This window comes from Flavobacterium sp. (assembly GCF_031363805.1).
Taxonomy (GTDB): domain Bacteria; phylum Bacteroidota; class Bacteroidia; order Flavobacteriales; family Flavobacteriaceae; genus Flavobacterium.
Map to the genome: position 1 here is coordinate 1 of NZ_JANLVD010000033.1, position 26,488 is coordinate 26,488.

Below are 26,488 nucleotides of genomic sequence, written 5' to 3' on the forward strand. Positions count from 1 at the left end.
AAAATGGTCTTCGACAAGCTCAGACTGACAGTATTGCAATAATCAACATTACAATAAAGGTATAACTAACACAACTGTCACACTGAGCTTGTCGAAGTGTCACTTACTTCTCGGATGAAAAGTTTCCATGATTTGACTTAAATGTTTTCTATCCACATGCATATAAATTTCGGTAGTGGTAATAGATTCATGACCCAGCATCAATTGAATCGATCGCAAATCGGCACCATTTTCTAATAAATGTGTCGCGAACGAATGTCTAAAAGTATGTGGACTGATGGTTTTTTTTAAATCGATTTCAACTGCTAAATTTTTAATAATGGTAAAAATCATGGCGCGCGTCAATTGTTTTCCGCGCCTGTTTAAAAATAAAGTGTCTTCGTGACCTTTTTGAATGGGTAATAAATTCCGATCTGTATTTTTATAAATTTCAATATATTTTTGCGTCAAATCACTTATAGGTACAAAACGTTGTTTGTTTCCTTTTCCAGTTATTTTGATAAAACCTTCATCAAAAAATAAATCTGAAATTTTGAGTGTAGTCAATTCGGAAACTCTTAAACCGCAAGCATATAAGGTTTCAATCATAGCGCGATTTCTTTCACCTTCTTTGGTCGATAAATCTATGGCTGAAATCAGTTTATCAATATCTTCAAGATGTAAAGTATCGGGTAATTTTCGACCCAATCTTGGTGTATCAATTAAATCCAATGGATTGTCTTGCCGATAATCTTCAAAAATCAAATAGTTAAAAAAACTTTTTAATCCAGAAATTGTTCTGGCTTGTGAGCGTGGATTTACTTTTTTTGAAATGTCATAAATAAACTGCTGCACAATTTCTTCTTGAATCTTGATTGGAGAAATTGCAATTTGATTTTCTTCCAAAAAACCACAAAGTTTTTCAATATCAAGCACATAATTATCGACAGAATTTTTTGATAATCCGCGTTCTATTTTTAAATAAGATTGATAATTTTTTATGTAACTACTCCAATTCACAATTACAAAGTAAAGGTATTTTTTAGGTATAAAAAAACCACGCAATTTGCGTGGTTTAAGATTTTCTAGGTTAATCTTCCCATTAAACCTGGGAGTTGCTTACCTTGAATTTCGTAAATTGCTTTTAACCATAATGGAAATAACATGGGTACTATAAGAAAACTTAATTGATTAAATTCCCAGGCACCTTTGAAATCAAAATGTATAAAATGCATAACAGCTTTTGTCAATCCACATCCATAACATTCTATACCTGCCAATTGTTTAGATAAACAAACACTTTCACCTTTATCGAAAAAATCTATTGGTAAAACTATTAAAACAAAAGGAGCAATAATGGTAATGATGACACGACTGTAAAAAACTACTTTACGAATCATTTTTAAAGCGTTTTAGAATAACTTCCGTCTTTTGGCTGTAAGTCGCCAGTGATAATTCTAACTAAATCTATAATTGCCCAAATACCACAACCACCAGCTGTTAGCAATTGAACAATACCTTGCCATGTGTAACCCAAGTAAAATCTGTGGATTCCAAGACCTCCAACTACAATAACCAAAATCAAAGCAATAACTTGACTTTTTCCTGAACCAGCAGCAGCCGGAGAAGAAATACCATCATTAGCAGCAGATACTGTAGTTTGATTGTCTGTAGTTGCTCTTTGTACAGGGAAAGAAGCATAAGTTGCAGTTATTGCTCCTAAGAACAAAACAACCATCGATAAAAATAATTTGATTTTCATAAATAAAAAGTTTTAAATTTGTCACGAAATTAACAATAAAAATAACATAACAATGAATTTCAGGAAAATTTTTTTAACTTTTTTTTTAGTTTTTAACCTAACTCTTTTATCTCAAAATAGTTACGAATATTTTGGGATATTAAAATTGAATGGAGATGATAAGACCGTCATTACATACAGACTGATTTTTAAGGAATTTAATGGTCAAATTAATGGCTATTCCATTACTGACTTGGGTGGAAATCACGAAACTAAAAATATTATTTTTGGAAATTATGATAAAAAATCTAAAATATTAAATTTTAAAGAAACAGATATTTTGTACACAAAATCAACTTTTGATGAAAATGCATTTTGTTTTGTAAATTTTTCTAATAAAATTAAATTCAGTACATTACAAAATAAATTGGAAGGCAATTTTGAAGGATTGTATAAAAATAAGAAGAAATGTATAAACGGGACTATATCTTTAGTTGGATCTGAGAAAATAAATAAATTGGTAAATAGGGTCAATAACAAAATTCAAAAGTCTAAAAAGTTAGATGTAAAATCCAAAGACAAATTTAATACTGTAAAAATGATGGATAGCCTAAAAATGAATAACCTTACATCCAATCAAAATTTAAATATTTTTTGGGAATCTGATGAGGTCAATTTGGAAGTTTGGGATAATGGGAAAATTGATGATGATAAAATAAATATATACGTTAATGATAAACTTTTGCTGAGTAATTATAGTGTTGTGTCAAGTAAAAAATTATTTAATATTAAAATTACAGAAAAAAGTATAATAAAAATTGAAGCTGTAAACGAAGGTTCAATTTCTCCTAATACTGCGAGAATATTATTATCTGATAACAAACGAACTTTTGAATTGACATCTAATTTAAAAAAATTAGAAACAAGTTCGATTACAATTTTAAAGAAGTAATTTTTGAATATTAAAATTATTCTCTATTAAATAAAAAACAAAAAGAGGAAATTTCGTAGTTATGAAATTTCCTCAATCTTAAGTTTTTTAAACTCATTTATAAAATAAAAAAAGCTCCATAAAGGAGCTTTAATTAAAATTTGAACACAATGTGTATTACAAAGACGAAACGAATCTAGTTAACTTAGATTTCAAGTTTGACGCTTTGTTATCGTGTATAATGTTTTTCTTTGCTAATTTATCAATCATTGATATTACGCTTGATAATTTTGCAGAAGCATCAGATTTGTCAGTAGCAATTCTTAATGCTTTAATTGCATTACGAGTTGTTTTGTGTTGGTATCTGTTTAGTACTCTTCTTTTTTCGTTGCTTCTAATTCTTTTTAAAGCTGACTTATGATTTGCCATTTTCTTGTTTTTTTAAATTGTAATAACTTTATTAATTTACTAATTAGTAAAAAAAGAAAAACCTCCCACAATTAAATTTTTAAATTCTAATCACTTCAGTTTTAACTAATAAAATAAAAAATTGAGACACAATAATTTATTTTATAAAACAAATTTACAACTAACTTAGTAGCCCGTAGGGGAATCGAACCCCTCTTACATGGATGAAAACCATGCGTCCTAACCGATAGACGAACGGGCCATCTTTATAATTGCGAGTGCAAAAATACAATTATTTTTTATTCTCACAATAGACAAATTACTTTTTTTATTTTTTTTAATAAGCTTTTGCAAATAACACCCTTCCAGTTGATGGTTTACCAGTAAATACACAGCTTCCAGTTTCTTCTTTTCTGTCTAATGGAATACAGCGAATGGTTGCTTTGGTCAATTCCTTAATTTTTTCTTCTGTTTCTGCAGTACCATCCCAATGAGCTGATACAAAGCCTGCTTTATTGTCTAAAATAGTTTTAAACTCTTCAAAATTTGAAACTTCAGTGACATGTGTATTTCTATAATTTAATGCTTTATTGAATAAATCTATTTGAATTTCTTCTAACAAATCACTTATGTACCTTGCAATTCCATCAGCAGATTTTACTTCTTTGGAGAGTGTATCTCTACGTGCAATTTCAAAAGTCCCGTTTTCTAAATCTTTTGGTCCAATGGCTATTCGAATTGGAACACCTTTTAATTCCCATTCTGCAAATTTAAAACCAGGTTTTTGAGTAGTTCTGTTGTCAAACTTTACAGAAATATTTAATTTTTTAAACTGTGAAACCAAATCATTCGCAACAACCGAAATTTTTTCAAATTCTTCCTCTGTTTTAAAAATAGGTACAATAACCACTTGAATTGGCGCCAAGTTTGGTGGTAAAACCAATCCATTATCGTCGGAATGCGTCATCACCAAAGCGCCCATTAATCTTGTTGAAACGCCCCATGAGGTTCCCCAGACATGTTCTTGTTTTCCTTCGGCATTGGCAAATTTCACATCAAAAGCTTTGGCAAAATTTTGACCTAAAAAGTGCGATGTTCCAGCTTGCAATGCTTTTCCGTCTTGCATGAGTGCCTCAATACAATATGTTTCTTCGGCGCCAGCAAAACGTTCTGTTTCTGTTTTTATACCTTTAATTACAGGAATGGCCATAAAATTTTCCGCAAAATCTGCATATACATGCATCATTCTTTCTGTTTCTTCCACCGCTTCATTTCTAGTAGCATGAGCAGTATGTCCTTCTTGCCACAAAAATTCTGCCGTTCTTAAAAATAAGCGAGTTCGCATTTCCCAACGCACCACATTTGCCCATTGATTAATTAATAATGGTAAATCTCTATAGGATTGTATCCATCCTTTGTAAGTACTCCATATTATAGCTTCTGAAGTTGGGCGAACAATCAATTCCTCTTCTAATTTTGCATTTGGGTCAACCATTAGTTTTCCTGGTTTGTCTGGATCGTTTTTTAATCTATAATGCGTTACAATAGCACATTCTTTGGCAAAACCTTCTGCATTTTTTTCTTCTGCTTCAAACATACTTTTTGGAACAAATAATGGAAAATAAGCATTGCTGTGTCCAGTTTCTTTAAACATTCTATCTAACTCTGCCTGCATTTTTTCCCAAATAGCATAACCGTATGGTTTTATTACCATACAACCTCTAACTCCTGAGTTTTCAGCCAAATCTGCTTTTACTACGAGTTCATTATACCATTTTGAATAATCTTCTGCTCTTGTTGTTAAGTTCTTGCTCATGTTGAATAGTTTGGCACAAATTTTGTACCTTGTTAAAAAATAAAATAGTTCGACAAAACTAACTATTTTTGTATTGTCCAACAATAAAAAAACCTATAGATATGAAAACTATTCACTTTTTATCAAAAAAAATCATTTTGAAATCCTTAGTTGGATTATTTGGATTGACAATTGTTTCCTGCGGTTCTTACCAAAATAAATCCTATTATGATCGTGATGGAATATATGGAGCAGAAAAACAGCTAAATGTTGTTGAGAATGAAGCACAACAATCACAATCTGAAAATCCAGCATCCGATAGTACAAATAAATACAAAGAATATTTCGGTTCCAATGCCAATAAATATAACACAATTGAATCTGAAGTTTTTACAGATGTTGATAGTTATTCAAGCGATTATTCTAATAATCCAAACAACGATAATAATCAAAGTTATTCTGGCTGGGGAAATAATGGCAATGGTGAAAACGTAACAGTAAATGTTTACGGGAATAATTGGAACAATGGTTGGGGATACAATAACTGGGATTGGAATTCTGGTTGGGGATATAATAACTGGGGTTGGAACAATTGGAACTATGGTTGGAACAGTCCTTATTATGGTTCAAGTTGGGGTTGGAACAATCCTTATTTTGGATATTATGGATACAATTATTATAATGGCTATAATAATTGGAACAATAACTATTATGGCAATAACTATGTTTACAACAGAAGCAGAAGAGGTTCGGTTTACAATGGTTACTCCAATAGAAACGATTCTTACAATAGAAATGGTGATGTAAATTCTGGAAGAAGATCTTATTCCGAAGGCAGAAGAAATAGTTCAAACAATTCAACTAGAAATAGTGGAGAATACAATGGACAAAGAAATTACAATTCGCAAGGCAGAAGAAGTTCAAACTCTGAATCCAATAATAACAATCAATACAATACACCGAGAAGTTCAACGCCAAGAAACGAGAGTGCTACGCCAAGAAATAACAATTACAGTACACCGAGAAGTTCTACGCCAAGAAGCGAATCCTCAACTCCAAGATCTTCAACTCCAAGAAATGAAAGTTCTACTCCAAGAAGTAGCGATTACAACACGCCAAGATCTTCTTCAAATAGTGGAAATTCATCACCATCATCAAGTGGAGGAAGAAGCGGTCGTCGAGGTTAATATACAAGTTGAGTTTGCTTAAAATAGGTTAAGAATTTTATTCAAGAAATATAATTATGAAAATATATATATCGATTTTTACAGCATTACTATGCTTTTCAAATATGGAATCACAAGAAATTTCTGTCGCAGATGCTTATAGATATGCAATTGATAATACAACAGGAACTGCTAGATTTAGAGCTTTAAGTGGCGCGATGGGTGCTTTGGGTGGAGATTTATCTGCTATAAATGTCAATCCAGCGGGTTCTGCTATATTTGCCAATAACCAAGTTGCAGTAACGGCTTCAAATTTTAACGTAAAAAATAATTCAACCTATTTTGGTAAACAAACATCAGATTCTAACAATTCTTTAGAAATTAATCAAGCGGGTGGCGTTTTTGTTTTTGAAAATAATAATTCGAATAGCGATTGGAAAAAGTTTTCACTAGGATTGAATTATGAAAATACCAATAATTTTGATAATAAATTATATTCAGCAGGATTGAATCCATTAAACTCGGCAACACAATATTTTGTAAATAATGCAAATGGAACAAGATTGAGTATACTTGAAGATAGTTTTTATGACGAATTAAATTTTGTACAACAACAGGCGTTTTTAGGATATCGAGGTTACTTGATTAATCCACTTACAGACGATACTGACAATCAAATCTATTTTTCAAATGTGGCTGCGACTGGAAATTTTTACCAAGAAAATGAGGTGGTTTCAAGAGGTTACAATGGAAAATTTAATTTTAATTTTGCAACACAGTACAAAGACAATTTATATTTAGGAATTAATTTAAATGCCCATTTTTTTGATTTAAACAAGTCTACCAGTTTCTACGAAGATTATGATGATGGCATCAATAGAAATGCCAATATTGGAATTCAAGAATTTAGATTTAATAATAATACTTACAGTTACGGAAATGGTTTTTCGTTACAACTAGGTGCTATAGCAAAAATTGCAACCAATTTTCGTTTGGGTCTCGCTTATGAATCGCCTACTTGGATGACTTTGAATGATGAATTGACACAATCTATAACTGCATATTGTGCTGATTGTGTTGATGGTAGTATAAATAATCTTCCAGTAAACAATATTAACGAAAATCCAGGTGTTACCAATGTTTATGAACCTTATAACATTCAAACACCAAGCAAGTATTCTGGAAGTTTGGCTTATGTTTTTGGTAAAAAAGGATTAATAAGTTTCGATTACGGGTTAAAAGATTATAGTAATACTAGTTTTGGTCCCGCAAGCGATCCTGTTTTTAAAAATTTAAATCAAGTTATTGTTCGAGATGCACGCAAACAAACATCTGAATATAGAGTAGGTGCGGAGTATAGAATTGAACAAGTAAGTCTTCGCGGCGGTTACAGATTCGAGCAAAGTCCGTATAAAAATAGTTTTACTATTGGAAATTTAACTAGTTATTCTGGTGGTTTGGGCTATAATTTTGGTGACACAAAATTGGATTTGGCTTACACTTTTGCAAAAAGAGATTTCCAAGAACAATTTTTGCCACAAGGAATGACAGATAGAGCATTAATAAATTCAAAAAATAATACAGTTACTTTGACCTTAGCTTTTGAGTTGTAGTATAAGATATATATACTTTACAAATCCGTTTCAAATTTTTGAAGCGGATTTTTGTTTAATAAAACCAAATTGGTTTCTATAACAGCCCCGATTGAAGTGGAAATCCTTGATTATTTTGTCATCCTGAGCTTGTCGAAGGAAACAAAATAATCAAAGATTGCAACGTAAAGCGGGAACAATGTTCAATAAATGACAATTGTTTGTGCTACTCAAAATAAAAATCGTAATTTTGCACTCCAAATTTCAAGTCAATGAGAACCAAAACTTTAAAGAAAAATAAAATCAACGTAATCACTTTAGGGTGTTCAAAAAATGTATACGACAGCGAAGTGCTTATGGGTCAGCTCAAAGCCAGCGGAAAAGACGTTGTTCACGAAGAAGAAGGCAATATTGTAGTGATAAATACTTGCGGTTTTATTGACAATGCAAAAGCAGAATCTGTAAACATGATTTTGGAATATGCAGAAAAGAAAAAACAAGGTTTGGTAGACAAGGTTTTTGTAACAGGATGTTTGTCTGAGCGTTACAAGCCAGATTTGCAAAAAGAAATTCCAAATGTAGATGAATATTTTGGTACTACAGAATTGCCAGCATTGCTAAAAGCTTTGGGCGCAGATTATAAGCATGAATTGTTAGGCGAACGTTTGACTACAACGCCAAAAAACTACGCCTATTTAAAAATTGCCGAAGGTTGCGACAGACCTTGTAGTTTTTGTGCTATTCCTTTGATGCGCGGTAAACACGTATCGCAAACCATTGAAAAATTGGTTAAAGAAACCGAAGGTTTGGCAAAAAATGGCGTAAAAGAATTGATTCTGATTGCCCAAGATTTGACTTATTATGGTTTGGATATTTATAAAAAAAGAAACCTTGCAGAACTTCTAGAAGCTTTGGCAAAAGTGGAAGGTATTGAATGGATTCGATTGCATTATGCATTCCCGACAGGTTTTCCTATGGATGTGCTAGAATTAATGAAGCGTGAACCAAAAATTTGCAATTATATCGATATTCCATTGCAACATATTTCAGATTCTGTTCTTAAATCGATGCGACGAGGCACAACTCGTGAAAAAACAACCAAATTATTAAAAGATTTTAGAGATGCTGTTCCTGGAATGGCTATTAGAACTACTTTTATAGTAGGATATCCTGGTGAAACACAACAAGATTTCGAAGATTTGAAGGATTTTGTTCAGGAAATGAAATTCGACAGAATGGGTTGTTTTGCTTATTCTCACGAAGAAAATACGCATGCTTATTTACTGGAAGACGATGTTCCAGATGAAATTAAAAAAGCTCGTGCAGAAGAAATAATGGAATTGCAATCGCAAATTTCATGGGATTTGAATCAAGAAAAAGTGGGTCAAACTTTTAGATGTATTATTGATAGAAAAGAAGGCATGCATTTTGTGGGTCGTACAGAATTTGATAGTCCAGATGTAGACAATGAAGTTTTAATTGATGCTACAAAACATTATGTAAAAACGGGTGAATTTGTAAATATAAAAATTACAGAAGCTACCGAATTTGATTTATATGGTGAGCCAGTATAATTGTTAAGTTTAAAAAATAATTTATAGATAAATGAAGCTTATTTTTTACTTTTTACTGTTATTTACCTTATACTCTTGTGGAACAAATCCTTACAGAGCAAGTGAAAAATCTCAAAAAACCCAATTAAAATCTTTGAAAGAAACAGTTTCAAAAAAAGATACTTTGGGTTTGGGCAGTGGAATAAAATCTGAATTTATTAGCACGGTAAATTTTAATCTTCGGAAACCAAATTACATTATATTGCATCATACTGCGCAGGATTCAATTCAGCAAACACTGAAAACGTTTACTCTGGTCGAAAAGCAAGTAAGTGCTCATTATGTCATTGCAGATAATGGAGATATTGTTCAAATGTTGAATGATTATCTAAGAGCTTGGCATGCTGGTGCTTCAACATGGGGAAAAACTACAGATATAAACTCAATTTCCTTAGGAATTGAATTGGATAATAATGGAATTGAACCTTTTTCGGAATTGCAGATTAAAAGTTTACTGGCACTTTTAGCCAAACTAAAAAAGGATTATAATATTCCAACTCAAAATATTATTGGACATTCAGATATTGCACCAAAAAGAAAAACCGATCCAAGCATGCTTTTTCCATGGAAATTATTGGCAGAAAATGGTTATGGTGTTTGGACTGATCCTATAATTCGCGTAGCGCCAGAAAATTTTAATGCAGAAATGGCTTTGAGAATTATTGGTTACGATACCAAAAATTTGCCCGATGCAATCAAATCGTTTAAATTGCATTTTATTCAAACAGAAGTTGATTCGGTTTTAGACCAAAAGACAATCGATGCCATTTATGATATTTATTTAAAACAATAAAAATAGTACATTTATTACTTAATATAGAATGCGACTCACTTTTGAGTAAATATTAAAAACTTTATAAATGAAATTACTTAAAATTATATTTCTTTTAATAAATGGAGTAGCTTTTGGACAGCAAACACAAGGTTATTGGGATAAAGAGCGCATAACCAATAAAGAAATCAAAGTATCTGCAGGCGAAAAAATAATGATTAAATCTGAAGATTTTCCCGAAGGAACTACAGAATTTGTATATAGAATTACTGTTTTAGATGAAAATCAAAAATTAGTTTCAGACCTCGCATCAGTTTTAAAAGCCATTCCAGATCCATATTTTATTGGGAAAGGAACAGGTGGCGCTATAAATTTGGCTTCTGCTATTTCTGGTTCCGATAAATGTACTTACGCTGTTTTTTCAGATAATGCAAAAGCAAATAATTTCACCAAAACTGGAAACACAAAATCTTCTTGTATACTTCAAAGCAATCCTGTAAGTAAAGATGCTAAAGTTGTTTCATTGGAAAAATCGAGTTGTTTAAAAGGTGAATCGCAAAATGTTTGGTTTGGTTTTCAGAGTGAAAATTGGCTTTTAGGTGAAAAAATTGTTTTGGAAATTGTGCCTTGGATCGATATAAAATCTAGTAAAATTTGGTCACAATCAAATAAAAAACCGACCATTTCATTTATAAAAACTACCGAAACAGCGTCAATTCTTCCAAGTTCAGATGGCTATTGTTATAATATATTAGAGAAATTGCAAAACCAATACAAATTTTCCGCTTTTCAGAAATTATCAGTTTTTGAAAAAAATCAAGCCATTGCTAAGTTTGAAATATTAGCATTGCAAGAAACAAATAATGTTTTAAATTATAATAAATATTACCGTCAGAAATCAAATTCAAAAGCCCTTGATGGTAAATTTGAAGACGCAATTCAATTGCTAAATAATAAAGTTATCAATTTTGGAATGGCAACTGCTTTGGACTACAATGTATTGTCTGAAATGTATATTTACACCAAACAATTCGAAAAAGCATTCAAGTATTTGAAACTTGCAGAAAAATTAGATGCTACAGAATTATTGGTTCAATTAAATTTGGCACACACTTATATGTTTTTGGATAAAGTTTCTGAATCAAAAAAAATCCATACTCAATTTTTAAACCAGAATGTGTCGGCAACTCAAAGCTGGAAAAACAAAACCATCAATGATTTAAATAAATTTCAAAAGATGAATTTACCAGCAGACAACTTTAAAAAAGTTTTGCGATTAATGGATTAATTTTTCAAATCTAAAGTCAACTTGAAAGCAACTTATCAAAAATATATTCTTGATTTTAAAAAACCATCTGGAACTTCTCGAGGCGTTTTAACCCAAAAAGAAACATGGTTTTTAATTCTTGAAAACAATGGTAAAAAAGGAATAGGAGAGTGCGGCATTTTGCGAGGTTTGAGTGTTGATGATCGACCCGATTATGAAGACAAGTTGAAATGGGTTTGTGCAAATATTCTCCTAGGAGAAAATGCAATCTGGGAAGCTTTAATTGAGTTTCCATCTATTCAATTTGGAGTTGAAACGGCATTTCAATCTTTAAAATCAGAAACCCCTTTTTTATTGTTTCCTTCCCATTTTACTTCTGGTCAAAAAAGTATCCCAATTAATGGTTTGGTTTGGATGGGAAGCGGGCTAGAAATGAAGCAACAAATTGAAGAAAAATTGGAACAAGGTTTTAGTTGTATCAAACTTAAAATTGGCGCTATTGATTTTGATAAAGAATTGCAATTGTTAAATTATATCCGCCAAAATTTCAGTGCAAAAGAAATAGAAATTAGGGTAGATGCTAATGGTGCTTTTAATGAAACAGAAGCATTCGATAAACTAGGTAAATTGTCTGAATACCAATTGCATAGTATAGAGCAACCCATTGCTAAAAACCACACTGACACTATGGCAGTTTTGTGTAAAACAAGTAAAATTGATATTGCACTTGATGAAGAGTTGATTGGTGTGTTTTTGCCACAAGAAAAAGAGGCTTTATTGCTTAAAATAATGCCACAATACATCATTTTGAAACCTAGTTTTATTGGCGGATTTAGAGGTGCAAATGAGTGGATTGCTCTTGCTGAAAAACACAATATCAAATGGTGGATTACATCAGCTTTAGAATCAAATATAGGACTTAATGCGATTGCCCAATATACTTTTTTAAAACAGAATTCAATGCCTCAAGGTTTGGGAACTGGCGGTCTTTTTACTAATAATTTCGATTGCCCGTTGGAAGTAAAAAATGGACAATTATTTTATAATTCTATTTTGAAATGGGAAGTTGAAATTGAAAATTTTAATATTTAATTGGTATAGATTTTATAATTTCGCCTGATTTTCAATGTAAACCTCCAAGGATTTTTTGGCTCCTTCTTGAATTTTATTTCTCATAAAACTTGTCCAACCCAATAATAAACCTTTGAATCCCAAGGCTTGTTTTGCCCATTTGTAAACATTAAAACTATCAGTATGTTTTATAATTAATCCATCTTGAAACTCAAATTTTGCATTAATTTTATTGACCACTTTTCGGTTGGTTTTACTAAAAAGGTAACTTGCAACCCAAGTTGCTGAGCCAGAATTTTCATTGGCCTGCACATCAAAAAAGTCAATTTTTATGTTTCCCTTGCTTCTTTCAAGTAGCATTTTCCACATAGTTATAGGTTCTTTATTTTTTAATATTCCAAAAGCAGGATCTTCAAATTGAATATTTTCATGGTAACAAGCTGCCATTTTTTCAATATCACCATTGCCAAATGCAGTATAAAAATTGGAAATCAATTGTTCGTTATGTGTCATAAAAATTAGTTTATTTTTAGTAATAAATTTGGATCAGGGCAATTTTCAAGATAGTATGAAAGCTTATTTTGGTTGCAAACACCTGGATAATCTCCAAAATTGTTTTCAATATCTTTAATAATTTGAAAATGTAAATGTGGGGCATAATCACCATTTTCGCTTGAATCTCCTAAAGTGGCCAGTTTTTTTCCTTTTTTGAAAATATCTCCAATTTCGATTTCTTCAATACTTCCTATAGACAAGTGACCATAAAGTGTGTAAAAAATTTCACCTTCAAAGCTGTGTTCCAGAATAATGGTTGGACCGTAATTTCCCAATCCAGTGTTGAAATTAAAGCTGTGAACTTTTCCGTCAATCGCAGCCAAAACTGAAGTTCCAGCCTTTATCCAAAGATCCAAACCTATATGAATATTTCTTTCTTCGGTTTCAGTATCATTAAAAATATTGCTTCTCTTGTATAAATTTCTTTTTTCAGAATAGCCGCCGTAAAGTACTTTGGCATTGGTTTTAAGTAAATAAAATTCGACATAAGCTTCAAAAGATGATGAGCTGTCAATTTTTTGTCCTGAAAAATCTTGATTTGTAATAGATAAATCAATAGGGAAATAATTATTGTAACCAATTGAGTCATCAATGACTTTTACATTTTGAATTGATTTTAAAATTGTATTTAAGTTTGACATTTTTTTATCAAATATAAATAAAAACTTAAAGTGCTTTATAAGATTCTTTCGTACTAATGGCAGAAACTTTTTCCTCAGCATTTAAAGTCACCATTAATTCCCTTTTAAAATATGTTTTCTCATATTTTATGTCATATCTAAAAATATATTCATCAGCATCTTTGTCTAGAGTTACCTCTATTAAATCCAACTCAATAAATTTTCCGTTTCTTAGATTTATTTTTTTACAGGTAGCTGTTATTTTTTCTGATGTAGCATTTGTAATTACTTTTTCAGTTGCTTCATCGGTAGTAAAAGGTTTAAATTTTGAAGTGTTGCAAGCTTCCAAAAGTCTTTTTCCTAAGTTATAAGATTTTTCTTTTTTTTGAGAATCAACTTCTTCAACTTTTACAATTTGAAATCTTTCAGTGCTTGATTTTGATGAATTTGAAGTGTTTTTTGACATCTTGCTTTTGCAAGAAAATGCAAATATTAAAATGAGGACTACAATTAATTTTTTCATACCACAAATGCTTAGCTTATTAAACACAAAATAAAGCATTTTTATTATAAATGATTATGTTAAATGAAATAAACTTAGCGATTTTACCTATAAACAGTTTTCTAAAAAATATAATTATTCCTTTCCGCTATTCAATGTTTTTTGCCATTCTTTTAATTCTTTCCACTTTCCTTGGTAAGCATAAAGGCATTGTTTTGCCCAAGTTGAAGGGTTGTGCATAGCAAATCGGCTTCCAGCATTATCAAGCACAGATTGTAATTTTTCCAGTGGCGTTTCAGATAATTGTTTCCATGTTTTTATGCCAACATTATGAAATAATTCTTCTATTTTTGGACCAATACCTTCCACTATTTTTAAATCATCTTCTTTTACTTTTTTTCCATAATTTAGTAAAGCATTGCTTGAATCAAACAAAATAGATGCCGTTTTGTTTGTAATATTAGAAGAAAATGATTGAGTATTGTTATCTACTTCTGATTTCAAGGTGTTCAATTCAGCTGTTATTGAAGAAATTGTAGCCTTTAATTTTGAATTATTATCGTGACATGCGGTCAAATCACCTTGTAAATTCAAATCTATCTTATTATTATTACCTCCAGAAAGCATTTTTCCTAGTAAATATCCTAAAATTGCACTTATAACACCAACAATTATTGGAATTAAAAAACAGGGTAAATTATTCATGATATTGGGTTTTAAGTTATTCTTTTATTTTAAATTTACTACAGTTCTCCTATTTTTAGTTTTGCCTTCAGCCGAATTATTATCCGCAATAGGTTCGTCAGGCCCTTTTGACGTACTTTCAATTCTATTATCAGAAATTCCATTTTTTGACAGATAATTTTTTATAAAATTGGCTCTATTTTGCCCTAAATTTATATTTACATCCCTATTTCCAACATTATCTGTATGGCCAACACAAGTTATTTTTGCGTCTGGAACATGATCTAAATAATTACTTAAATCTGCAATTTTCTGTCTTTCCTCTGGAGTTAAATTTATTTCGGTTTGATTTGTATTGAAATAGAGAATCAATGGATTCGCATTTATTTTTTCTTTCAATGCATTCCAATCTTTTAGTTTTTCTGATGCTATTTCTGTGGTTTGTTTTATTCTAAAACCTGCTGCTCCATAAACTGTATCGTTTGAAACTCTCCATGTATCACGAAGTTCTCCTAGTGTTTCAAATTTAATTGCATCAAAACCTTTAGATATAAAATAATTTTTCAAGTCGTTTGCAAGTGCGAGCCCAAGATTTGGAAATGCCGAAGTATTTTTTTCAGAATTTAATGCATATCCAGTAATTATCAATTTTTGATTACCGTTTTTATCAAAATAAGATTTTAGCTGGCTTATTCCCATATTTATGGAATCATTTACGGGTTGAACATTGTTAAATCCATTAGATAAAAACTTAAAATTTTTATTGCAGCTATAATTGAAATTTTCGCCACTTAAATTAAACATATTATAATTTACCTTTCCAATCTCATCAATTAAAACTGGATTAACCGTTTCTATAGATTTTCCAGAATCTCCATTGCAACAAAATTTGGGATACATGTAGGAACCCAAAAAAATTGTCAAAGCAATGCCTAGAATGTAAAGTGTTCTTTTAGACATAGTTATAAAGAATTTAAGTTATATCAAATTTAACAAAAAATTATGGAGTATCCTGTTTTTTTTTCATTCTTTTGTGATTAAATTTAAATTAAATGAAAAACCATTACTACACATCGCTTTTATTGTTATTTTTCGGTACAATAAATATGATATCTCAGGAACTCAAAATTGAAAAACCACATCAAAAAACAGTAAAAATTGAAAATGAAACTAATTTTGAGAATGCAATAGCTACTTTTAGTAAATCGTATAATCTCAAAAAAGGTTACACTTATGAAACAAAAAAATCAACATTAGATGTCTCTGGATTATCCCACCAACGTTTTCAACAATTTTACAAAGGCATTAAGGTTGAATTTGGAACTGCAATTGTGCATTCAAAAGATGGTTTGGTAATTTCTGTAAATGGTGAATTATACAACTCAGATAACTTAGATTTAAAACCTAATTATTCTCCAACTGATGGATTGCAAAAAGCAATTCAAGCAACGCCAGCCACAAAATATCTTTGGGATGATGTTGACCAATCATTGGTAATGAATTATAAAAAGCCTACAGGCGAATTAGTTATTTTTCCTGTAGATTTACAGGGTAATTTGAAATTAGCATACAAATACGATATTTATGCATTGGAGCCAATTTCTAGAGAAGAAATTTTTATTGATGCAAATAATGGTGAAGTTTTATATAGAAATCCAATCATAAAACATACTAATAATCAAAAAAAATCTAATGTTGATTCAGAAATTATAACAAATAAATTTGAATCTTTAATTACTGGAAATGCTGCAACAAGATACAGCGGAACTAGAAGTATTGAAACCACATTCGATGCCACTTTGAATAAATATGTTTTAAACGATATTACTCGTGGAAATGGTATTGTAACATACAATTGTGCTAAAACAAACACTTATCCGAGTACACATTTTCAAGATGATAACAATGATTGGACTGCGGCCGAGTTTAATAATGCAAACAAAGATAATGCAGCACTAGATGCACATTGGGGCGCTGAAAAAACATTTGATTTTTGGAAAAATATTTTTAACAGAAATAGTTATGATGACAATAATGCACAAATAAAAAGCTATGTACATTATGACAATATTCCTGGCGGTGCTGGATATAGCAATGCAAGTTGGAACGGTAGCGTCATGACATATGGCGACGGTTCTAACTATCCATTTACATCAGTAGATGTTTGTGGACATGAAATTGGTCATGCCATTTGTTCAAGCACCGCAGATTTAGCTTACAGAAACCAGTCTGGCGCTTTGAACGAAGGCTTTTCTGATATTTGGGGCGCTTGTGTTGAACAATACGCAAGAAACGGAAACTTAAATGCACCAACTGCAACTACAAGCGCAGTCTGGAAAATAGGAGAAGATATTGGAACTTCTCCATTAAGATATATGGGGACTCCAAATACCGCTGGCGATCCAGATACACTTTCAGGAACATATTATGTGACTACTGCCGACGATGGTAGTTGTGTTCCAGCATCTGGAAACGATAATTGTGGCGTTCATAGCAATAGTGGTGTTTTAAACCACTGGTTTTATATTTTAACAGCTGGAAAATCTGGAACAAATAATGCACCTGCTGGTCAAACTGACACTTACAATGTAACTGGAATTGGAATGACAAAATCATCTCAAATTGCTTATTTAGCCGAAAGAGATTATTTAACAGCCAACTCCACATTTTTTGATGCACGAAATGCAACAATTGCAGTGGCTACAACTTTGTATTGTGCTGGAAGTCCAGAGGTTATTGCCGTAACCAATGCTTGGAATGCTGTAAACGTTGGAAGCGTGTTTGTAAGCTTAGCAAACGATGTTTCTTTACGATCATTAAACGGAAATCTCAATGTGGCTTGCGGTGCATTATTTACGCCAAGTGTTATTTTTGAAAATGGCGGAACCAATGTTATAAATTCTGTAAGTATTAGTTACAATGTTGATGGTGGTGCAAACACAGTCAATACTTGGAATGGAAACTTAGCCATATGTTCTTCGCAAAATTTTCCACTTACAGTATCGGGTTTGACTAGAGGTACACATATATTGAATGTAACTACTACTATTTCGGGCGATGAAAATTCTCAAAACAACACCAAATCAGTTTTGATAGTTGTAAATGATAATGGTACAACAAATGCAATTAATACTTTTGAAAATCCAACAGATGCATTAATTTCAATAAATAGTTCAGGTTCAAGTTTATTATGGGAAAGAGGTTTTTCTACAAAAACACAATTGACAAATGCTGTAGCTGGAAATTCAAAAGTGTATGCTACAAAATTAGCTGGACTTTATCCTGATAAAACCATTGGATATTTGGTTTCTCAATGTTATGATCTTACAAATATTTTAAGTCCTGTATTGAAATTTGATATGGCTTTTGATTTGGAAACCGATTGGGATATATTATATATGCAATATTCTACAAACGGCGGAACTAGTTGGAACACATTGGGTGCGGCTACAGATGCCAATTGGTATACAAGCAATAGATTGCCAAATGGGAATGATTGTTTTAATTGTATAGGAAGTCAATGGACTGGTGAAGGCGCACTTACAAATCCAAATGGTGGTACGAATGCTACAAAAAGACAATACAGTTACAACTTATCAAATTTTTCTAGTGGTTCTGCAAACCCACAATCAAATATGATTTTCAGATTTGTTTTTCAATCTGACGATGCTTCAACTGAAGATGGTGTATTAATTGATAATTTTGTTATTCAAGGAACCACGCTCTCAACAAAAGATTTCAACTTTGATAAATTTAGTGTGTATCCAAATCCTTCAAGCGGATTGTTTAATGTGTCTTTATCAACTTCAGAAAAAGTAAATATAAGTATTGTTGATGTGAGAGGACGCTCCATATTCAATCAAACTTATCCAAGTAATGGTTCAGTATTTAATAAAGAATTTGATTTTAATGCATTGACTTCAGGAATTTATATATTGAAAGTAGAAAGTGAAGAAAAACAAGCTTCTAAAAAAATCATTATAAATTAGGATCTAAATATTTATCTTAAAAATCCCGTAATTCACGGGATTTTTTTGTTTTTATAACAATATTTTCTAATTTTTTAAAGTTTAGATTTGTGATGTATTTAAAATAATCAAAAGTTATGGCAAAAATTAATGGTGCAAAAATGAACCCCGAAAGAAAGATAGCTTTCAAAAATCTGAATGTAAAAATCGATAAAAGATTAATTTTATGTTTGGATGGTGGAGGAATGCGCGGAATTTTAACCATTCAATTGCTTAAGAAACTTGAGGAAATTGCAGGAATTCCATGTTACGAGCTTTTCGACATGGTTTCCGGAACTTCTACTGGTGGTATTATTGCCGCTTTGATTGTTAAGGGTTTAACAGCACAACAAATAGAGGACAAATACATTCAGTTGATTTCAGATGTTTTTGAAAAAAGAACTTTTGGTGATCGATTCATAAATCCGCCTAAGTTTTCGAAATCGAAGTTTAGAAAATTAGTTAAAGATGAAGTTCAGGATATTACATTAAACGAAAGTTGTGCTAAGTATAATTTAGATTTAATGATTTTGGCACATGATTTAACTGCTGCTGAAGAAACATTTTTTACTTGTTTCAAACAAAAAGATGACTCTTATTATGGAACCTACAAAGATGTTTTATTGCGAGCCGTTATGGAAGCAACAATGAGTGCACCAACCTATTTTAATCCTTTGGAAAGATTTATAGATGGAGGAACTACGACTTACAATAATCCTGCACTTTCTGCCTACATTGAAGCTATTTCATATAGTTTTCCTATTGGAAATGAAAATAAATCTGAATATGAAGTTTCTAAAATGTGTATATTTAGTTTTGGTACAGGAATTTCAAGAAAGTTTATAAAACCAAATCAAACCATAAAAATACCAGGATTGGATATTAAATTTTGGTTAGAATGGATTATGATGCAAACGGGTCAAGATGCGAGTGCTATGCAAGTCAATGCGTTGCGATCGCCAGTAATTAATAAAATTATTGATTTCAGAAGATTTCAAATATCGTTGGACCCAACTTCCATGAAAAAAATTCCAAATACAGATATTTTAGATCCAAAAAAATACAAATCAAAATGGTTGCATGATTTGGATGAAGATATTTTGAAAAACATTGATATGGCAGATATTACACGTTTTGATTTAATGAAAATTATTGGCGAGCAAATGGCAAAATATATTGTACTAGAAGGAAAAGCTTTTACAAAAGATTTGGTTGATGAAAAAAATAATGATTTATTGATTACCATGTCTGGCGACATTGATAGAATCAAAAAGCAAATGAGCGATGCCAATTGGCTCGACAATTTTGAAGATTAATTTAAAATAATACCAAAAAAAATGCCATTCGCGAGAATGGCATTTTTGATATAAATTCAATTTTATTTTGCAATATTTACTGCTCTAGTTTCTCTAATTACGGTTACTTTAACTTGACCTGGATAAGTCATTTCAGTTTGAATTTTTTGAGAAATTTCAAATGATAAATTGGAAGCATTATCGTCACTTACTTTTTCACTTTCAACTATCACACGAAGTTCTCTTCCTGCTTGAATTGCATAAGCACTTTTTACACCAGTAAAACCATAGGCCACTTCTTCCAAATCTTTCAAACGTTGTATATAAGAATCGAGAACTTGACGTCTTGCGCCTGGTCTTGCGCCAGATATTGCATCGCAAACCTGAACAATTGGCGATAATAAATACTTCATTTCAATTTCATCGTGGTGCGCACCAATAGCGTTGCAAACTTCTTCTTTTTCACCATATTTTTCAGCCCATTGCATTCCTAAAAGTGCGTGTGGCAAATCACTTTCTGCATCTGGAACTTTTCCAATATCGTGCAATAATCCAGCTCTTTTGGCCAATTTCACATTCAATCCCAGTTCCGCTGCCATAATTCCACAAAGTTTTGATACTTCACGAGAGTGTTGCAATAAATTTTGTCCGTAAGAAGAACGATATTTCATTCTACCAACTACTTTTATCAATTCTGGATGCAAACCATGAATTCCTAAATCTATAACGGTACGTTTTCCAACTTCGGCAATCTCATCATCAATTTGTTTGGTTGTTTTGGCCACAACCTCTTCAATACGCGCTGGGTGAATACGACCATCGGTTACCAATTTGTGCAAAGACAAACGGGCAATTTCTCTACGAACCGGATCAAAACAAGAAAGAATAATGGCTTCTGGTGTATCATCAACAATAATTTCAACGCCAGTTGCCGCTTCAATAGCACGAATATTTCTTCCTTCTCGACCAATAATTCTTCCTTTAACATCATCCGATTCGATGTTAAAAACTGAAACACAATTTTCGACCGCTTCTTCGGTTCCAACACGCTGAATAGTATTGATGATGATTTTTTTAGCTTCTTGTTGTGCTGTTAGTTTGGCTTCCTCAATAGTTTCTTGAATGTGTGCCATGGCATTGGTTTTGGCTTCAGCTTTCAAACTTTCAACCAACTGATTTTTTGCGTCTTCAGCAGAAAGACCAGAAATAACTTCTAGCTGATTGACTTGACTTTTGTGCATTTTTTCGACCTCCACATACTTTCTATCCAAAGTTTCAAGTTTGGTATTGTATTCTAAAGTTTTGGTTTCAAAGTCATCATTAATTTTTTTGGCTTTCGATAATTCGCTGGATAGTTGAGATTCTTTCACAAGAATTCTTTTTTCTACTTCAACAACCTTGCGTTCACGATTTAAAATAACTTGTTCATGCTCAGATTTGAGCTCGATAAATTTTTCTTTTGCCTGAAGTATTTTGTCTTTTTTAATGTTTTCAGCTTCAAAATTTGCATCTTTTAAAACTGACGCTGCTTCTTTTTTTGCGTTTTTAATCAGGTTGGAAACATTGCTTTTCTCTAAAAATTTTGAAATTCCAAATCCTACTGCAATTCCAGCTATTACTGAAATTATTATTGTTAAAATGTCCATATTTGTTTTTGGTTTATATATAAAAAAACCTACATCAGAAGGTATTGCATAAACTCGGATTGACAAGTTTTGAGCTAACTCACTGTTCAAGCTTCCAAACTGAATTGGCTTGCTATAGTAGTGATGATTTACTCATTTTAATTTGTTAGTGTTGAGTTTATCAAATAAGTACTAATGTAGGTAGTATTTAGTGTATGTTAAGAACGTATTATTTTCTAAGATATTCGCCTAATAATTCATTTAAATTTTCAAGTTTAATCAACGTTTCTTCTTGAATTGTTGACTTGTCTATTTGTTTTTGTTCTACTTGAGAAGCAAATTGCAAGGCGCACATCGCCAGTACATCTTGTTTGTCTCGTACCGCATAATTTTGTTCAAACTGTTTCATCATAACATCAATTTTTTTGGAAGCACTTCTAAGTCCTTCTTCCTGATTCGGCTCTACCGTTAATGGATAAATTCGATCTGCTATTGATATTTTTATTTTTAGTTTTTCACTCATTTTCTTTCTAATCAGAAAGTTGTGCAATACAATAATCTATTTCTCTAATTAATGAATTTATTTTAAGCTTTGTATCTCTTTTGTATTCGTCACTACCTAGTAATGAATTTGAAATTTTTATCGAGTCGAAATTATATTTTAAATCGCTAATTTGATTGGCTTGATTCTCAATAATTGCTTCAGAATTTTTCAGTTTAATTTTCAAATCTTGATTGGATTCCTCAATACTTTCCATTTTTTTGAAAAGTTGTTGCAATCTGTTTTCAAGAGATTTAACTATTCCTTCAATTTCACTCATTGCAATAAAAATTCATTACATAACTTCACAAAGTTAATATTCCTATTCAATTTTTGCAATAAGTTTTATAAAAATAATCAATATTTTTTCTTTTTTAATCTTAAAGTCTTTATAATGTTGGATTTATCATTACATAATTTCTGTTATTTTTTATAAAAGTATTCTGTATATTAGCGCAAAAATTTTTTATGAGATTTTTTATTATCATAATATTTATATTTAATTCTACATTTGGTCAAGATAAATATCCATCGGGCTATTTTCAATCTCCTATGGATATTCCACTATCTATTTCAGGTTCGTTTGGAGAATTAAGACCAAACCATTTTCATTCTGGACTTGATTTTAGAACAGATAAGCGTGAAGGATTGCCTATTTATGCTTCTGCGGATGGTTTTATTTCTAGAATTAAAATTTCTACAGGCGGTTATGGAAAATCTATATACATTGATCATCCAAATGGATACACTACTGTTTATGGACACTTGCAAACTTGCAATCCGGCCATTCAAACCATTTTAGAAAAAGAACATTACTTAAAAAATAGCTATGAAATCGAAATTTTTCCAAAATCTGATGAAATTGTTGTAAAAAAAGGTGATTTAATTGCTTATTCTGGAAACACTGGTAGTTCTGGTGGACCACATTTACATTTTGAAATTCGAGATACAAAGACCGAAAAAATAATCAATCCTTTATTTTTTGGGTTCAATAAAAACATGAAGGATACAAAACCACCAACTATAAATAGTTTAATTGTATATCCTTTGGATGCGTTTTCTCAAATTAATAGTGCTTCGAAACCCAGTTTGATGAATCTAACCATACAAAAAGATGGTACTTATTTGGCTGAAAAGATTATGGCAAGTGGAAAAATCGCGTTTGGAATAAATGCTTACGATACTTTTGATAATGGTTACAGCAAAAACGGAATATTTAAATTGGAAACCTATTTAAATGGAAATTCCTATTTTGGTTTTGAATTTGACTCATTCACATTTGATGAAACTCGCTACATTAATGCATTTATTGATTTCCCAAGATACCAAGCCACAAAACAAAGATTTCAAAAGCTGTTTGTCGGCTATTTTTATCCAGAAAACATCATTAAAACCAAAAAAAATAATGGCATAATAAGTTTATATTCTAATTTCAATATAAATTATAAAGTAATTGTAGAGGATTTTGCTGGTAATAAGAGCATTATAAATATTCCAGTAATTTATTCGTATTTGCCTATAACTACAAGAAATGAAATAAAAAAAACCCCGTATTTTTTGAAAGTAAAAAATGAAAATAGTTACACAAAGGATAATGTATCTGTTTTTATTCCCGAAAAAACTTTTTACGAAGATTTCTATTTAAAGTTTGATGTAAAAAATAATGAACTTTTTTTGCACGATGATTCGGTTGCGGTTCATGAAAATATGAATATTACATTCGATGTTTCAAATATTCCTGCTGCGGATCAAGAAAAAATGTTTATTGCCAATGGAAATATTGGTAAAGTGAACTTTAACTATACAATTAAAAATGATGGTTTATTTTCAATCAAAACCAAAAAGTTGGGTCGTTTCTTTTTGGCTAAAGATGAGGTTGCTCCGAATATTTATAAACCAAATTTTATTGAAGGAAGCAATTTAGACGACCAAAAAACGTTACAAATATACATGACGGATAGCTTATCAGGAATTAATCAATACAACGGTTATTTAAATGGAAAATGGATATTGATGGAATATGAAAATAAATTAAATAGATTAACACATACTTTATCTGATAAATATTATCAAATTGGGAAAAACGAGTTCAAGCTCGTAGTTTCTGATTATTTGGGAAATTCAACTACATTTGAATCAAATTTTATAAAAACAAAATAGACTACTTTGAAAACTAAATTTACTCTTTTTGCCCTATTATTTACAGTCTGTTTTTTTGCCCAAACTGCCAGAGTAAAAGGAATCGTTCTTGACGAAAACAACCAGCCAGTTGAAAACGTGAATGTATCGTTTCAAAATAATAAAACTTCAACAAATGCTTCGGGATTTTATATTTTGACAATTCCTTCAAATGTAAATTCAAATCTAAAGTTTTCACATATTTCATTAAAAAGTGCCGTAATTTCTTTGGAATTAAAAGCAAATGAAGATTATGAATTCAATATTATTTTAAAAAATAATGTAGAGCAAATAGGAGAAGTTGTCATTACCAACAACAATCGGAAAAGGGTAGAAGGCATAACTTCCATTTCACCAAAAGCAGTTCGCCTTATTCCAGGTGCCAATGCTGGTGTCGAAAATATTTTAAAAACCCTTCCAGGAGTTTATTCAAACAATGAATTGAGTACACAATATGCAGTTCGTGGTGGCAATTACGATGAAAATTTGGTTTATGTAAATGAAATTGAAGTATACAGACCGTTTCTTGTTCGTTCTGGTCAACAAGAAGGTTTGAGTTTTACCAATACGGATATGGTTCAGAATATTGATTTTTCTGCTGGAGGATTTCAAGCTAAATATGGAGATAAATTATCATCGGTTTTGGATATTACTTACCGCAGACCTTCAAAATTTGGTGCTTCGCTAGAAGCTAGTTTTTTGGGTGCAAATTTAGCCATTGAATCGGCTTCAAAAAATCAGAAATGGACAGCTATAACTGGTGTTCGATATAGAAATAATAGTCTTTTGGTTAAAAGCCAAGAAACAGAAACCAATTTTTTTCCACGTTTTATTGATGTGCAATCCTATGTGACTTTTACTCCAAATACCAAATGGCAATTTAGTTTTTTAGGCAATGCTTCTCAAAATAAATATGATTATACACCATTGACCCGACAAACAAATTTTGGAACTATAGATGAACCTGTAGCACTTTTGGTTGCTTATGAAGGTCAAGAAAAGGACAAATACAATACGCTTTTTGGTGCTTTTAAAACCACTTATACCATTAATGAAAATTTAAATTTGAAATTTATTGCTTCCACTTATCATACTACCGAGCAAGAATATTTTGATATTTTAGCTCAATATAAATTGGGTGAAGTAGATTCGAGTTTGGGTTCTGAGAATTTTGGCGGTGTAAAATTTACGCGTGCCATAGGTTCACAACTTACTCATGCGCGAAACGATTTGGATGCATTGATTGTAAATACAGAAGTTAAAGGATTTTACAAAAAAAATGAAGATCAGATAGAATGGGGATTAAAATATACCCGAGAAAGTATTCGTGACAGATTAATCGAATGGGAAGTAATTGATTCCGCAGGATTTTCATTAAATCCACCTGTTATTGAATTTCCAAAGAACGAACAACCATACGCACCTTATGTTGGACCATTGGTTGCTTATCAAAATGCACAAGCCAAAAATTATGTAACAATAAACAGATTTTCAGGCTATGCACAATGGAACAGACGATCAAAATGGGGAAATCATGATATTTTTACCAATATTGGAGCTAGAGCGCAAGAATGGAAAGTTTCTGGCGAAAATATTTTCGGCAATAGCCAATTGGTTATCAGTCCGAGAGTTCAATTTGCCATAAAACCAGATTGGGATGTAGACATGCTTTTCCGAGTTTCAAATGGTTTGTATTATCAGCCGCCATTTTATAGAGAATTACGAAATATTGATGGCAAAGTTTTGCCCAATGTAAAAGCGCAACAGTCTATACACTATGTGATTGGAAATGACTATAGTTTCAAAATGTGGAAGCGTTCATTTAAATTGGTTTCAGAAATATATTACAAATCACTTACAGATGTCAATCCGTATACGCTAGACAATGTTCGCATTAGATATCAAGCAGCCAATAATGCAAAAGCGTATGTGCAAGGTGTGGATTTAAGATTAAATGGCGAATTTGTGCCAGGAACAGAGTCATGGTTTAGTTTTGGATATTTGCAAACCGAAGAAAATATTGATAATAAAGGATACATTTCAAGACCAACAGACCAAAGACTGAAATTTGGTATACTTTTTCAAGATTATGTGCCCAATATTCCAACTTTCAAAATGTATTTAAATTTGGTTTACAATACAGGTT

General features: G+C 31.3%; 24 protein-coding genes, 1 tRNA gene and 1 other RNA gene. 11 read left to right on the forward strand and 15 right to left on the reverse strand.

Going from position 1 to position 26,488, the window contains the following annotated elements; translation table 11 throughout:
* Positions 1-99: 99 nt before the first annotated feature.
* From xerD to RMN92_RS02065, 3 genes are all read right to left on the reverse strand, one after another.
* A complete protein-coding gene (gene xerD, locus RMN92_RS02055) occupies positions 100-999 on the reverse strand; it encodes a site-specific tyrosine recombinase XerD (protein ID WP_309607824.1) in 900 nt (299 codons plus the stop codon).
* 65 nt (positions 1,000-1,064) lie between these two features.
* Positions 1,065-1,379: a DUF2752 domain-containing protein gene (locus tag RMN92_RS02060; protein WP_309607801.1), complete on the reverse strand. Its 315-nt coding sequence runs from the start codon at positions 1,377-1,379 to the stop codon at positions 1,065-1,067.
* Between the two features lie 2 nt (positions 1,380-1,381).
* Entirely contained in the window at positions 1,382-1,741 is a 360-nt protein-coding gene (locus RMN92_RS02065; RefSeq protein ID WP_309607802.1) for a TM2 domain-containing protein, read from the reverse strand.
* Positions 1,742-1,793: 52 nt separating this feature from the next.
* Between RMN92_RS02065 and RMN92_RS02070 the strand changes: the two genes are divergently transcribed.
* Entirely contained in the window at positions 1,794-2,672 is an 879-nt protein-coding gene (locus tag RMN92_RS02070) for a hypothetical protein (protein ID WP_309607803.1), read from the forward strand.
* Positions 2,673-2,828: 156 nt separating this feature from the next.
* Here RMN92_RS02070 and rpsT read toward each other — a convergent pair whose 3' ends face one another.
* From rpsT to proS, 3 genes are all read right to left on the reverse strand, one after another.
* A complete protein-coding gene (rpsT, locus tag RMN92_RS02075; RefSeq protein ID WP_309607804.1) occupies positions 2,829-3,080 on the reverse strand; it encodes a 30S ribosomal protein S20 in 252 nt (83 codons plus the stop codon).
* Positions 3,081-3,249: 169 nt separating this feature from the next.
* Positions 3,250-3,321, reverse strand: a tRNA-Glu gene (locus RMN92_RS02080).
* A 75-nt stretch (positions 3,322-3,396) separates the two neighbouring features.
* Positions 3,397-4,875 (reverse strand): proline--tRNA ligase, encoded by a 1,479-nt coding sequence (gene proS, locus RMN92_RS02085; protein ID WP_309607805.1) that lies wholly within the window; start codon positions 4,873-4,875, stop codon positions 3,397-3,399.
* Between the two features lie 137 nt (positions 4,876-5,012).
* Between proS and RMN92_RS02090 the strand changes: the two genes are divergently transcribed.
* The 6 genes from RMN92_RS02090 to RMN92_RS02115 all read left to right on the forward strand — a co-directional run bounded on the left by RMN92_RS02090 (position 5,013) and on the right by RMN92_RS02115 (position 12,356).
* Positions 5,013-6,041 (forward strand): hypothetical protein, encoded by a 1,029-nt coding sequence (locus tag RMN92_RS02090; protein WP_309607806.1) that lies wholly within the window; start codon positions 5,013-5,015, stop codon positions 6,039-6,041.
* A 56-nt stretch (positions 6,042-6,097) separates the two neighbouring features.
* Entirely contained in the window at positions 6,098-7,633 is a 1,536-nt protein-coding gene (locus RMN92_RS02095) for an outer membrane protein transport protein (RefSeq protein ID WP_309607807.1), read from the forward strand.
* Positions 7,634-7,884: 251 nt separating this feature from the next.
* Complete coding sequence (gene rimO, locus RMN92_RS02100) at positions 7,885-9,186, forward strand: 30S ribosomal protein S12 methylthiotransferase RimO (RefSeq protein ID WP_309607808.1); 1,302 nt, start codon at positions 7,885-7,887, stop codon at positions 9,184-9,186.
* Between the two features lie 31 nt (positions 9,187-9,217).
* Complete coding sequence (locus tag RMN92_RS02105; RefSeq protein WP_309607809.1) at positions 9,218-10,018, forward strand: N-acetylmuramoyl-L-alanine amidase; 801 nt, start codon at positions 9,218-9,220, stop codon at positions 10,016-10,018.
* A gap of 67 nt (positions 10,019-10,085) precedes the next feature.
* Complete coding sequence (locus RMN92_RS02110; RefSeq protein ID WP_309607810.1) at positions 10,086-11,285, forward strand: hypothetical protein; 1,200 nt, start codon at positions 10,086-10,088, stop codon at positions 11,283-11,285.
* Between the two features lie 21 nt (positions 11,286-11,306).
* The gene (locus RMN92_RS02115; RefSeq protein ID WP_309607811.1) at positions 11,307-12,356 is read left to right on the forward strand and encodes an o-succinylbenzoate synthase; all 1,050 of its coding nucleotides are present in this window, start codon (positions 11,307-11,309) and stop codon (positions 12,354-12,356) included.
* Positions 12,357-12,368: 12 nt separating this feature from the next.
* On the opposite strand, the gene RMN92_RS02120 is transcribed toward RMN92_RS02115, so the two are convergent.
* From RMN92_RS02120 to RMN92_RS02140, 5 genes are all read right to left on the reverse strand, one after another.
* Positions 12,369-12,848: a nuclear transport factor 2 family protein gene (locus RMN92_RS02120; protein WP_309607812.1), complete on the reverse strand. Its 480-nt coding sequence runs from the start codon at positions 12,846-12,848 to the stop codon at positions 12,369-12,371.
* 5 nt (positions 12,849-12,853) lie between these two features.
* On the reverse strand, positions 12,854-13,531 hold the full coding sequence (locus RMN92_RS02125; protein ID WP_309607813.1) for a peptidoglycan DD-metalloendopeptidase family protein: 678 nt from the start codon (positions 13,529-13,531) through the stop codon (positions 12,854-12,856).
* 25 nt (positions 13,532-13,556) lie between these two features.
* On the reverse strand, positions 13,557-13,976 hold the full coding sequence (locus RMN92_RS02130; RefSeq protein WP_309607814.1) for a hypothetical protein: 420 nt from the start codon (positions 13,974-13,976) through the stop codon (positions 13,557-13,559).
* 171 nt (positions 13,977-14,147) lie between these two features.
* On the reverse strand, positions 14,148-14,717 hold the full coding sequence (locus tag RMN92_RS02135) for a hypothetical protein (protein WP_309607815.1): 570 nt from the start codon (positions 14,715-14,717) through the stop codon (positions 14,148-14,150).
* Positions 14,718-14,741: 24 nt separating this feature from the next.
* Positions 14,742-15,656 carry an OmpA family protein gene (locus RMN92_RS02140; RefSeq protein ID WP_309607816.1) on the reverse strand — a complete coding sequence of 305 codons (915 nt, stop codon included), beginning with the start codon at positions 15,654-15,656 and terminating at the stop codon, positions 14,742-14,744.
* A 92-nt stretch (positions 15,657-15,748) separates the two neighbouring features.
* On the opposite strand from RMN92_RS02140, the gene RMN92_RS02145 reads away from it, so the two are divergent.
* Both RMN92_RS02145 and RMN92_RS02150 read left to right on the forward strand, forming a co-directional pair.
* Positions 15,749-18,685, forward strand: a complete 2,937-nt coding sequence (locus RMN92_RS02145) for a M4 family metallopeptidase (protein ID WP_309607817.1) — start codon at positions 15,749-15,751, stop codon at positions 18,683-18,685.
* Between the two features lie 116 nt (positions 18,686-18,801).
* The gene (locus RMN92_RS02150) at positions 18,802-20,019 is read left to right on the forward strand and encodes a patatin-like phospholipase family protein (RefSeq protein ID WP_309607818.1); all 1,218 of its coding nucleotides are present in this window, start codon (positions 18,802-18,804) and stop codon (positions 20,017-20,019) included.
* Positions 20,020-20,081: 62 nt separating this feature from the next.
* Here RMN92_RS02150 and rny read toward each other — a convergent pair whose 3' ends face one another.
* From rny to RMN92_RS02170, 4 genes are all read right to left on the reverse strand, one after another.
* Positions 20,082-21,644 carry a ribonuclease Y gene (rny, locus tag RMN92_RS02155; protein WP_309607819.1) on the reverse strand — a complete coding sequence of 521 codons (1,563 nt, stop codon included), beginning with the start codon at positions 21,642-21,644 and terminating at the stop codon, positions 20,082-20,084.
* A gap of 50 nt (positions 21,645-21,694) precedes the next feature.
* A non-coding RNA gene (gene ssrS / locus RMN92_RS02160) (6S RNA) lies at positions 21,695-21,801 on the reverse strand.
* Between the two features lie 51 nt (positions 21,802-21,852).
* On the reverse strand, positions 21,853-22,146 hold the full coding sequence (locus tag RMN92_RS02165) for a cell division protein ZapA (protein WP_309607820.1): 294 nt from the start codon (positions 22,144-22,146) through the stop codon (positions 21,853-21,855).
* Positions 22,147-22,153: 7 nt separating this feature from the next.
* On the reverse strand, positions 22,154-22,444 hold the full coding sequence (locus RMN92_RS02170) for a hypothetical protein (protein ID WP_309607821.1): 291 nt from the start codon (positions 22,442-22,444) through the stop codon (positions 22,154-22,156).
* A 188-nt stretch (positions 22,445-22,632) separates the two neighbouring features.
* Here RMN92_RS02170 and RMN92_RS02175 point away from each other — a divergent pair, with 188 nt between their 5' ends.
* Positions 22,633-24,324, forward strand: coding sequence for a M23 family metallopeptidase (locus tag RMN92_RS02175; RefSeq protein WP_309607822.1), 1,692 nt, complete (start codon positions 22,633-22,635; stop codon positions 24,322-24,324).
* 6 nt (positions 24,325-24,330) lie between these two features.
* On the forward strand, positions 24,331-26,488 hold a 2,158-nt coding region (locus RMN92_RS02180; protein WP_309607823.1), incomplete at its 3' end, for a carboxypeptidase-like regulatory domain-containing protein.

Excerpts from the sequence above, each read along its gene's own strand:
- rny (WP_309607819.1), bottom strand. The coding sequence starts at position 21,644 with ATGGACATTTTAACAATAATAATTTCAGTAATAGCTGGAATTGCAGTA.
- RMN92_RS02165 (WP_309607820.1), bottom strand. The coding sequence starts at position 22,146 with ATGAGTGAAAAACTAAAAATAAAAATATCAATAGCAGATCGAATTTAT.
- RMN92_RS02070 (WP_309607803.1), top strand. The coding sequence starts at position 1,794 with ATGAATTTCAGGAAAATTTTTTTAACTTTTTTTTTAGTTTTTAACCTA.
- rpsT (WP_309607804.1), bottom strand. The coding sequence starts at position 3,080 with ATGGCAAATCATAAGTCAGCTTTAAAAAGAATTAGAAGCAACGAAAAA.
- RMN92_RS02110 (WP_309607810.1), top strand. The coding sequence starts at position 10,086 with ATGAAATTACTTAAAATTATATTTCTTTTAATAAATGGAGTAGCTTTT.
- RMN92_RS02105 (WP_309607809.1), top strand. The coding sequence starts at position 9,218 with ATGAAGCTTATTTTTTACTTTTTACTGTTATTTACCTTATACTCTTGT.
- RMN92_RS02125 (WP_309607813.1), bottom strand. The coding sequence starts at position 13,531 with ATGTCAAACTTAAATACAATTTTAAAATCAATTCAAAATGTAAAAGTC.
- RMN92_RS02120 (WP_309607812.1), bottom strand. The coding sequence starts at position 12,848 with ATGACACATAACGAACAATTGATTTCCAATTTTTATACTGCATTTGGC.
- RMN92_RS02150 (WP_309607818.1), top strand. The coding sequence starts at position 18,802 with ATGGCAAAAATTAATGGTGCAAAAATGAACCCCGAAAGAAAGATAGCT.
- RMN92_RS02170 (WP_309607821.1), bottom strand. The coding sequence starts at position 22,444 with ATGAGTGAAATTGAAGGAATAGTTAAATCTCTTGAAAACAGATTGCAA.
- RMN92_RS02145 (WP_309607817.1), top strand. The coding sequence starts at position 15,749 with ATGAAAAACCATTACTACACATCGCTTTTATTGTTATTTTTCGGTACA.
- RMN92_RS02060 (WP_309607801.1), bottom strand. The coding sequence starts at position 1,379 with ATGATTCGTAAAGTAGTTTTTTACAGTCGTGTCATCATTACCATTATT.
- RMN92_RS02135 (WP_309607815.1), bottom strand. The coding sequence starts at position 14,717 with ATGAATAATTTACCCTGTTTTTTAATTCCAATAATTGTTGGTGTTATA.
- proS (WP_309607805.1), bottom strand. The coding sequence starts at position 4,875 with ATGAGCAAGAACTTAACAACAAGAGCAGAAGATTATTCAAAATGGTAT.
- RMN92_RS02175 (WP_309607822.1), top strand. The coding sequence starts at position 22,633 with ATGAGATTTTTTATTATCATAATATTTATATTTAATTCTACATTTGGT.
- RMN92_RS02140 (WP_309607816.1), bottom strand. The coding sequence starts at position 15,656 with ATGTCTAAAAGAACACTTTACATTCTAGGCATTGCTTTGACAATTTTT.
- RMN92_RS02095 (WP_309607807.1), top strand. The coding sequence starts at position 6,098 with ATGAAAATATATATATCGATTTTTACAGCATTACTATGCTTTTCAAAT.
- RMN92_RS02065 (WP_309607802.1), bottom strand. The coding sequence starts at position 1,741 with ATGAAAATCAAATTATTTTTATCGATGGTTGTTTTGTTCTTAGGAGCA.
- rimO (WP_309607808.1), top strand. The coding sequence starts at position 7,885 with ATGAGAACCAAAACTTTAAAGAAAAATAAAATCAACGTAATCACTTTA.
- RMN92_RS02130 (WP_309607814.1), bottom strand. The coding sequence starts at position 13,976 with ATGTCAAAAAACACTTCAAATTCATCAAAATCAAGCACTGAAAGATTT.